Below are 7,942 nucleotides of genomic sequence, written 5' to 3'. Positions count from 1 at the left end.
GCCGTCCGAGGAGGCTCCCGCCGAGGGCGAGCCCGCCGCCGAGGCGCCGTCCGACGATGCTCCCGCCGAGGCCGCTCCCGCCGCCGAGAAGACGGAGCCCGAGGCCCCGGCGCCCCTGACCGCCGTCTCCCTGGGCCTGCTGCCCGAGGTGTTCGTGTCGCAGGTGTCGACCCAGCTGCACTTCTACGCGCCCGAGGTCGTCCCGCTGCCGGCACGCCCCGGTCGCGACGAGCGTCCTGCCGAGCGCGACCAGGAGGAGTCGTCCTCCGGCCGCCGTGGCCGCCGCCGCCGCGGAGGTTCCGACGGCGACGAGCAGCGCGACGAGCCGCGTCAGCGCCAGCGCGTCGTGGAGTACATCACCGAGCCGAAGGCCATCAAGGGCTCGACGCGCCTGGAGGCCAAGAAGCAGCGCCGCCGTGACGGGCGCGACGCGGGTCGCCGTCGTCCGGTCGTCACCGAGGCGGAGTTCCTCGCGCGCCGCGAGTCGGTCGACCGCAAGATGGTCGTGCGCTCCAAGAACGGTCGCACGCAGATCGGCGTGCTGGAGGACGGCGTGCTCGTGGAGCACTACGTCGCCCGCAACCAGGACGCGTCGCTCATCGGCAACGTCTACCTCGGCCGTGTGCAGAACGTGCTCCCCAGCATGGAGGCCGCGTTCGTCGACATCGGCCGTGGTCGCAACGCCGTGCTGTACTCCGGCGAGGTGGACTGGGACGGCGTCGAGACCGGCAACCAGCCGCGCCGTATCGAGCTGGCCCTCAAGCCCGGCGACCGCGTGCTCGTCCAGGTCACGAAGGACCCGGTCGGCCACAAGGGCGCCCGCCTCACGAGCCAGATCTCGCTGCCCGGCCGCTACCTGGTGTACGTGCCCGGCGGGTCGATGAACGGCATCAGCCGCAAGCTGCCCGACAACGAGCGGGCCCGACTCAAGCGCATCCTCAAGGAGGTGCTGCCCGAGTCCTCCGGCGTGATCGTCCGCACGGCCGCGGAGGGTGCGACCGAGGAGCAGCTGACGCGCGACGTCCAGCGGCTCACGTCGCAATGGGAGCACATCCAGAAGCAGGTGGAGAGCCAGCAGGCACCCGCGCTGCTGCACGCCGAGCCGGATCTGCTGGTCAAGATCGTCCGCGACGTCTTCAACGAGGACTTCACGAAGATGCTCATCCAGGGCGAGGACGCGCAGCGCACGATCCGCGCCTACCTGGAGAGCGTCGCGCCCGACCTGCTCGAGCGCGTCGAGTCCTACGAGGACGAGGTCGACCCCTTCGACGCGTTCCGGATCACCGAGCAGATCGAGAAGGCGCTCGACCGCAAGGTGTGGCTGCCGTCCGGTGGCTCGCTCGTGATCGACCGCACCGAGGCGATGACGGTCGTCGACGTCAACACCGGCAAGTTCGTCGGCTCGGGCGGCAACCTCGAGGAGACCGTCACCAAGAACAACCTCGAGGCGGCGGAGGAGATCGTCCGTCAGCTGCGGCTGCGCGACATCGGCGGCATCATCGTGGTCGACTTCATCGACATGGTGCTGGAGTCCAACCGCGACCTCGTGCTGCGGCGTCTGATCGAGTGCCTGAGCCGCGACCGCACGAAGCACCAGGTGGCCGAGGTCACGTCGCTGGGCCTCGTGCAGATGACCCGCAAGAAGCTGGGCCTCGGGCTGCTGGAGACCTTCAGCGAGGCGTGCGAGGTCTGCGCGGGTCGCGGCGTCATCGTGCACCACGACCCGGTGGTCAAGCACCGCGCCAACGGCGGCAACGGCGGAGGCGGAGGAAACGGCGGTCGCCGCCAGCGCGGCAACGGGAACGGCAACGGCAACGGCAACGGGAACGGCAACACCGCTCCGGTCGTGGCCGCGGTGACGCACAGCATCACGGAGGGCGCGAAGTCGGCGCTCGCCCAGATCGCCGCGTCGACCATCGCCCCCTCGGGTGACGCCCCCGCCGAGAGCGCACCGGCCGAGCAGGCCGCCGCGCCCGCCGCCGAGCGTCCGAAGAAGGCCCGCAAGAAGCGCGGGGCCGACCGCAAGGGCCCGAAGTCACCGGCCGAGGAGCTCCTCGACTCGGTGCTGGACGCGCTTCCCGAGCCGAAGGCACCGGGGCAGGGGCGTGGTCGCCGCCGGGTGACGACGGCCGCGCTCTCCGGCACGCCGGTGTCGGTGGCGGCGGAGAGCTCAGCGCAGCCGGTCGCGGCCGCGGACCCGGAGGCCTGACGCGATCAGGCGGCGCACCAGTTCCTTCCCCGGAACGTGCTGGGCGCCGCCGGCGATCAGCCGCGCCACCGCGTCCTCCGGGACGTCGTAGTGGTCGAGGTCGAACGCGCGCGCCGGGATGCCGTGCGCGCGGGCGAAGTCGTGCAGCTCGTCGAGGTCGGTGTCGCTGACCAGGTGCGCCCACAGGCGTCCGTGGGCCGGCCAGAGGGGGTCGTCGACGAGTACGGTCACCTCGCCAGCCTACGACCGGAGGCGCGACCGGTCTCACTTTGCGAGGGGCTCCGGCATCCGGTAAAGTAGTCCCTTGGTGCGCATGCCGCGTCGTCCTCGACGGCCGATGCGGAGAGTCTTGCATTCGCGCCCGTCGTACCAGCGACGCATGCAAGCAACAGTCTTCCCGTGAGATTCTCGGAGCCGCGTGCTCCCCAACGAAACAGGTATGAAGTGGTTTACGCAGTAGTGCGCGCCGGTGGCCGGCAGGAGAAGGTCGAGGTCGGCACCATCGTTCAGCTCGACCGTGTTCAGGCGGCCCAGGGCGAGAAGATCGAGCTGCCCGCTGTGCTGCTCGTCGACGGCGCCACGGTGACCACCGACGCCGACGCGCTGGCGAAGGTCAAGGTCACGGCCGAGGTCGTGGGCAACCTCCGCGGCCCGAAGATCGTCATCCAGAAGTACAAGAACAAGACCGGCTACAAGAAGCGTCAGGGCCACCGCCAGGAGCTCACGCGCGTCAAGATCACCGGCATCAAGTAAGACCGAGGAGACACAGGACATGGCACACAAAAAGGGCGCAAGCTCCACCCGCAACGGTCGTGACTCCAACGCTCAGCGACTCGGTGTGAAGCGCTTCGGCGGTCAGCAGGTCCTCGCCGGCGAGATCATCGTCCGCCAGCGCGGCACGCACTTCCACCCCGGCGTGAACGTCGGCCGTGGTGGCGACGACACGCTGTTCGCTCTGGCCGCCGGTGCGGTCGAGTTCGGCGCGAAGGGCGGCCGCAAGGTCGTCAACATCGTCGCTGCTGCTGAGTGATCACAGCACCACGCTAGACATCCGGTTCGGGGCGGGCTTCGGCTCGCCCCGTCCGCGTATCTGCCGTCAGTCTTCCCCCGCTACCTGAAGGACACGCACACATGGTCACGTTCGTCGACACCGTCACGCTGCACCTCCGTGCGGGTAAGGGCGGCAACGGCTGCGTCTCGGTGCACCGGGAGAAGTTCAAGCCCCTCGGCGGCCCCGACGGCGGCAACGGCGGCGACGGTGGCGACATCGTCCTGGTCGCCGATCCGCAGACGGGCACGCTGCTGTCGTACCACCACTCGCCGCACCGCTCCTCGGGCAACGGCGGGCCGGGCATGGGCGACCACCGGTCGGGCTTCGACGGCGAGTCCCTGGAGCTTCCGGTCCCGGTCGGCACGGTGGTCAAGTCGCCGTCCGGCGAGGTGCTCATCGACCTGATCGAGCCGGGGGAGCGCTTCGTCGTGGCCGCCGGCGGCCAGGGCGGCCTGGGCAACGCCGCCCTCGCGACACCCAAGCGCAAGGCCCCCGGTTTCGCCCTGCTCGGCACGCCCGGCTATGAGGGCGACGTCGTGCTCGAGCTGAAGACCGTCGCCGACGTCGCGCTGGTGGGCTACCCGTCCGCCGGCAAGTCGAGCCTGATCGGCGCCATCTCGGCCGCACGCCCGAAGATCGCGGACTACCCCTTCACCACGCTCCACCCGAACCTGGGCGTCGTGCAGGTGGAGGACTTCCGGTTCACGGTCGCCGACGTGCCGGGACTGATCGAGGGCGCGAGCGAGGGCAAGGGCCTCGGCCTGGAGTTCCTGCGTCACGTCGAGCGCTGCTCGGCCCTGCTGCACGTGCTCGACTGCGCCACGCTCGAGCCGGGCCGCGACCCGATCTCCGACCTCGACGTCATCCTCGCCGAGCTGGCCGCCTACGAGGTGCCGGAAGGCCAGACGCCGCTGCTGGAGCGCCCGCAGCTCGTCGCGCTCAACAAGGTGGACGTGCCGGAGGCGCGCGACCTCGCCGAGCTCGTGCGCCCCGATCTGGAGGCGCGCGGCTTCCGCGTGTTCGAGATCTCGACGGTGTCGCACGAGGGTCTTCGCCCGCTCACGTTCGCGTTGGGCGAGCTGGTGGAGAAGCACCGCGCCGAGAACATCGCGGCGGAGAAGCCGCGTGAGCGCGTGGTCATCCGGCCGCGGGGCTCGAAGAAGGACTTCTCGATCCGCGTCGAGGGCGGCACCTACGGCAACGTGTACCGCATCCTCGGCGAGAAGCCGGTGCGCTGGGTGCAGCAGACCGACTTCCAGAACGAGGAGGCCGTGGGCTACCTGGCCGACCGCCTCGAGAAGCTGGGTGTCGAAGACGAGCTGTTCCGCCTCGGTGCCGTGCAGGGCTCGACGGTCGTGATCGGCGAGGGCGACAGCATCGTGTTCGACTGGGAGCCCACCATGAGCTCGGCCGCGGAGCTCATGACCGCGCCGCGTGGCACCGACCCGCGCCTGGCGCCGAACTCCCGCCGCACCACGTCCGAGCGCCGCGAGCAGTACTACGAGCGGATGGACGCCAAGGCGCAGGCGCGCGCGGAGCTGGAGGCCGAGCGCCTCGCCACCGCCCGCGAGGGCGACGAGTGACCGCACGCACGCGCGCCGACCTCGCGTCGGCGTCGCGCATCGTCGTGAAGGTCGGTTCGTCGTCCATCAGCGGCGAGTCGTCCTGGCGCATCCCGGTGATCGTGGAGGCCCTGGCCGCCGCGCACGCCAGGGGAGCCGAGGTGGTCCTGGTGTCGTCCGGCGCGATCGCCTCCGGCATCCCGTTCCTCCGGCTCGACGCCCGCCCGACCGATCTGGCGACGCAGCAGGCCGCCGCGGCGGTGGGCCAGAACATCCTCGTGTACCGCTACCAGGAGGCCCTGCGCCCGTTCGACATCGTCGCCGGGCAGGTGCTGCTCACCACGGGTGACCTGGAGAACCCGACGTCGCGGTCGAATGCCCGTCGGGCCATGGAGCGCCTGCTGGGTCTGCGCACCCTGCCGATCGTGAACGAGAACGACACCGTGGCGACGCAGGAGATCCGCTTCGGCGACAACGACCGCCTCGGCGCGCTCGTGGCGCAGCTGATCGAGGCCGACGCGCTGATCCTGCTGAGCGACATCGAGTCGCTCTACACCAAGCCGCCGACCGACCCGGGTGCCGAGCCGATCGACGTCGTGGCCCCCGACGCCGACCTGTCCGGACTGGAGTTCGGATCGACGGTCGTGAACAGCGTCGGTACCGGGGGAGCCGCCACCAAGGTCTCGGCGGCACGTCTCGCGGCAGCCTCGGGGATCGGCGTGCTGGTGACCAGCGCCGACCTGGTCGACCGGGCCCTCACGGGCGACGACATCGGGACCTGGTTCGAACCGGCGACCTCCTAGACTGGGCGGATGACCGACCCGACCCCCCAGGCGCGCCTGGAGCGCGCGAAGGAGGCCTCCCGCGCCACGGCCGGCCTCACCAGCGACGACAAGGCGCGCGCTCTCGAGGCGATCGCCCTGGCTCTGGAGGAGAACGCGCCGCGGATCATCGAGGCGAATGGGCGCGACATCGCCCGCGGCCGCGAGGACGGCATCGGCGACTCGCTGATCGATCGCCTGCGGCTCGACGAGCGCCGGGTCTCCGCGCTGGCCGCGGCGGTGCGCGAGGTGGCGGCGCTGCCCGACCCGGTCGGTCGCGTGGTCGGCGGTCACCGCATGCCCAACGGTGTCGCGCTGGAGCAGGTGCGGGTGCCGTTCGGCGTGGTCGGTGCGATCTACGAGGCCCGGCCGAACGTGACGGTCGACATCGCCGCCCTCGCCCTGCGGTCCGGCAACGCCGTGGTGCTGCGCGGGGGCAGTGCCGCGCGCGACTCGAACACCGTGCTGGTGGAGGTCATGCGTGGCGCTCTGGAGGGGGCCGGGGTCACCCCGGAGGCGATCCAGACGGTCGACGACTTCGGTCGCGAGGGCGCGAAGGCCCTCATGCACGGTCGCGGTCTGATCGACGTGCTCGTTCCCCGCGGCAGTGCCGGCCTGATCGAGACGGTCGTGACGGAGTCGACCGTGCCGGTGATCGAGACCGGCGCCGGCAACGTACACATCGTGCTCGACGAGAGCGCGCCAGACGACTGGGCGCGCGACATCGTGGTGAACGCCAAGGTGCAGCGTCCGAGCGTGTGCAACGCGGTGGAGACCGTGCTCGTGCACCGGCAGGCCGCGCCGCGGCTGATCCCCCTCGTCGCGAGCGCGCTCATGAGCGAGGGTGTGGCGATCCACGGCGACGACGTCGTCGCGGGGCTGGTCGCCACCGTGATCCCGGCGACCGAGGAGGACTGGGCGACCGAGTACCTCAGCCTGGACATCGCGATGAAGGTGGTCGACTCGCTCGACGACGCGCTCGACCACATCCGCCGCTACAGCACGGGTCACACCGAGTCGATCATCACGACCGACACCCGCAACGCCGAGCGGTTCCTGGCCGAGGTGGACTCCGCGGTGGTCATGGTGAACGCGTCGACGCGCTTCACCGACGGCGGGGAGTTCGGATTCGGCGCCGAGGTCGGCATCTCGACGCAGAAGCTGCACGCCCGCGGGCCGATGGGACTGTCCGAGCTGACCAGCACGAAGTGGCTCGCGCGTGGGGCGGGTCAGACGCGCGGCTGAGGGCTAGACTGGGGGACGCTGCATCCCCGACACCCGAGACAGCACGCCACGAAACGGAGCAAGGATGAACCTCGTCGCACAGATCGCGATGGCCGCCGCAGAGACCGAGCACCACGGCAACGTCGCGCTCGACACCCTGATCTTCGGAGTCATCGCCGCGATCGTGTTCGCCGCTCTCGGGTTCGTCACGCTGTCGTACAAGAACGTGGCGAACCGTCACTCGGCGAAGGCGGAGGCCTGGGCGGCGAAGCACGGCAAGGACGGCCACGAGGCGGGACACGGCCACTAGGCCTTTCATGAGCACTGCGACCACGCGCGCACCGCGCATCGGCGTGATGGGCGGCACCTTCGACCCGATCCATCACGGCCACCTGGTCGCCGCCAGCGAGGTCGCGCACTCCTTCGATCTCGACGAGGTGGTCTTCGTTCCCACCGGACGGCCGTGGCAGAAGGCGGAGGTCACGCCCAGTGAGCACCGCTATCTCATGACCGTCATCGCGACCGCGTCGAACCCCCGGTTCACGGTGAGCCGGGTCGACATCGATCGCGCCGGCCCCACCTACACGATCGACACGCTCCGCGATCTCAAGGCTCAGCGGCCCGACGCGGAGCTGTTCTTCATCAGCGGCGCCGACGCCGTGGCGCAAATTCTCAGTTGGAGAGACCATGATGAACTGTGGGAACTGGCCCACTTCGTCGCGGTCTCCCGCCCAGGACACGTTCTGAGCATCGACGGCCTCCCGAGCGACGACGTCAGCCAGCTGGAGGTGCCGGCGCTGTCGATCTCGTCGACGGACTGCCGAGAGCGAGTCCGCGACGATCAACCGGTCTGGTACCTCGTCCCCGACGGCGTCGTCCAGTACATCGCGAAGCACCATCTGTATCGGAGCAAGGAATGAGCACATCGGATCAGCGAGGTCCGCTCACGCGGAAGCAGCTGCGGGAGATCCGGTTGACTGGATCCACCCCGGTCATCACGGAGGAGCAGGCCGAGGCCGCTGCGGAGGCGGCGAACGCGACTCCGCCGGCGGCCCCGCTTCCCCGCGCGGCCGAG

At 70.5% G+C, this 7,942-nt stretch carries 9 protein-coding genes; 8 read left to right on the top strand and 1 reads right to left on the bottom strand.

The window, feature by feature from the left end:
* Window positions 1-2,209 (top strand): Rne/Rng family ribonuclease (locus DW309_RS09100; RefSeq protein ID WP_240753171.1); only part of this gene is annotated, 2,209 nt, incomplete at its 5' end.
* Here the strand turns inward: DW309_RS09100 and DW309_RS09095 are convergent.
* The gene (locus DW309_RS09095) at window positions 2,171-2,440 is read right to left on the bottom strand and encodes a DUF4031 domain-containing protein (protein ID WP_136030663.1); all 270 of its coding nucleotides are present in this window, start codon (window positions 2,438-2,440) and stop codon (window positions 2,171-2,173) included. The genes DW309_RS09100 and DW309_RS09095 overlap by 39 nt on opposite strands.
* A gap of 213 nt (window positions 2,441-2,653) precedes the next feature.
* On the opposite strand from DW309_RS09095, the gene rplU reads away from it, so the two are divergent.
* The 7 genes from rplU to nadD all read left to right on the top strand — a co-directional run bounded on the left by rplU (window position 2,654) and on the right by nadD (window position 7,787).
* A complete protein-coding gene (rplU, locus tag DW309_RS09090) occupies window positions 2,654-2,962 on the top strand; it encodes a 50S ribosomal protein L21 (RefSeq protein ID WP_168387232.1) in 309 nt (102 codons plus the stop codon).
* Between the two features lie 19 nt (window positions 2,963-2,981).
* Window positions 2,982-3,239: a 50S ribosomal protein L27 gene (rpmA, locus tag DW309_RS09085; RefSeq protein WP_017202370.1), complete on the top strand. Its 258-nt coding sequence runs from the start codon at window positions 2,982-2,984 to the stop codon at window positions 3,237-3,239.
* 101 nt (window positions 3,240-3,340) lie between these two features.
* Window positions 3,341-4,843, top strand: a complete 1,503-nt coding sequence (gene obgE, locus DW309_RS09080; RefSeq protein WP_136030664.1) for a GTPase ObgE — start codon at window positions 3,341-3,343, stop codon at window positions 4,841-4,843.
* The gene (gene proB, locus DW309_RS09075; RefSeq protein ID WP_136030666.1) at window positions 4,840-5,625 is read left to right on the top strand and encodes a glutamate 5-kinase; all 786 of its coding nucleotides are present in this window, start codon (window positions 4,840-4,842) and stop codon (window positions 5,623-5,625) included. The genes obgE and proB overlap by 4 nt, the downstream gene beginning before the upstream one ends.
* Before the next feature lie 9 nt (window positions 5,626-5,634).
* Window positions 5,635-6,888, top strand: a complete 1,254-nt coding sequence (locus DW309_RS09070) for a glutamate-5-semialdehyde dehydrogenase (protein WP_136045186.1) — start codon at window positions 5,635-5,637, stop codon at window positions 6,886-6,888.
* 64 nt (window positions 6,889-6,952) lie between these two features.
* A complete protein-coding gene (locus tag DW309_RS09065; protein ID WP_136030670.1) occupies window positions 6,953-7,177 on the top strand; it encodes a hypothetical protein in 225 nt (74 codons plus the stop codon).
* A 7-nt stretch (window positions 7,178-7,184) separates the two neighbouring features.
* A complete protein-coding gene (gene nadD / locus DW309_RS09060; protein ID WP_136035386.1) occupies window positions 7,185-7,787 on the top strand; it encodes a nicotinate-nucleotide adenylyltransferase in 603 nt (200 codons plus the stop codon).
* Window positions 7,788-7,942: the final 155 nt, after the last annotated feature.

Origin of the sequence: Microbacterium sp. K41 (assembly GCF_004794395.1) — a bacterium.
Lineage (GTDB): Bacteria > Actinomycetota > Actinomycetes > Actinomycetales > Microbacteriaceae > Microbacterium > Microbacterium sufflavum.
This window is presented reverse-complemented; position numbering and strand designations above follow the sequence as displayed.

Coding starts and splice junctions, on each gene's coding strand:
- rpmA (WP_017202370.1), top strand. CDS start 2,982: ATGGCACACAAAAAGGGCGCAAGCTCCACCCGCAACGGTCGTGACTCC.
- obgE (WP_136030664.1), top strand. CDS start 3,341: ATGGTCACGTTCGTCGACACCGTCACGCTGCACCTCCGTGCGGGTAAG.
- DW309_RS09065 (WP_136030670.1), top strand. CDS start 6,953: ATGAACCTCGTCGCACAGATCGCGATGGCCGCCGCAGAGACCGAGCAC.
- nadD (WP_136035386.1), top strand. CDS start 7,185: ATGAGCACTGCGACCACGCGCGCACCGCGCATCGGCGTGATGGGCGGC.
- DW309_RS09070 (WP_136045186.1), top strand. CDS start 5,635: ATGACCGACCCGACCCCCCAGGCGCGCCTGGAGCGCGCGAAGGAGGCC.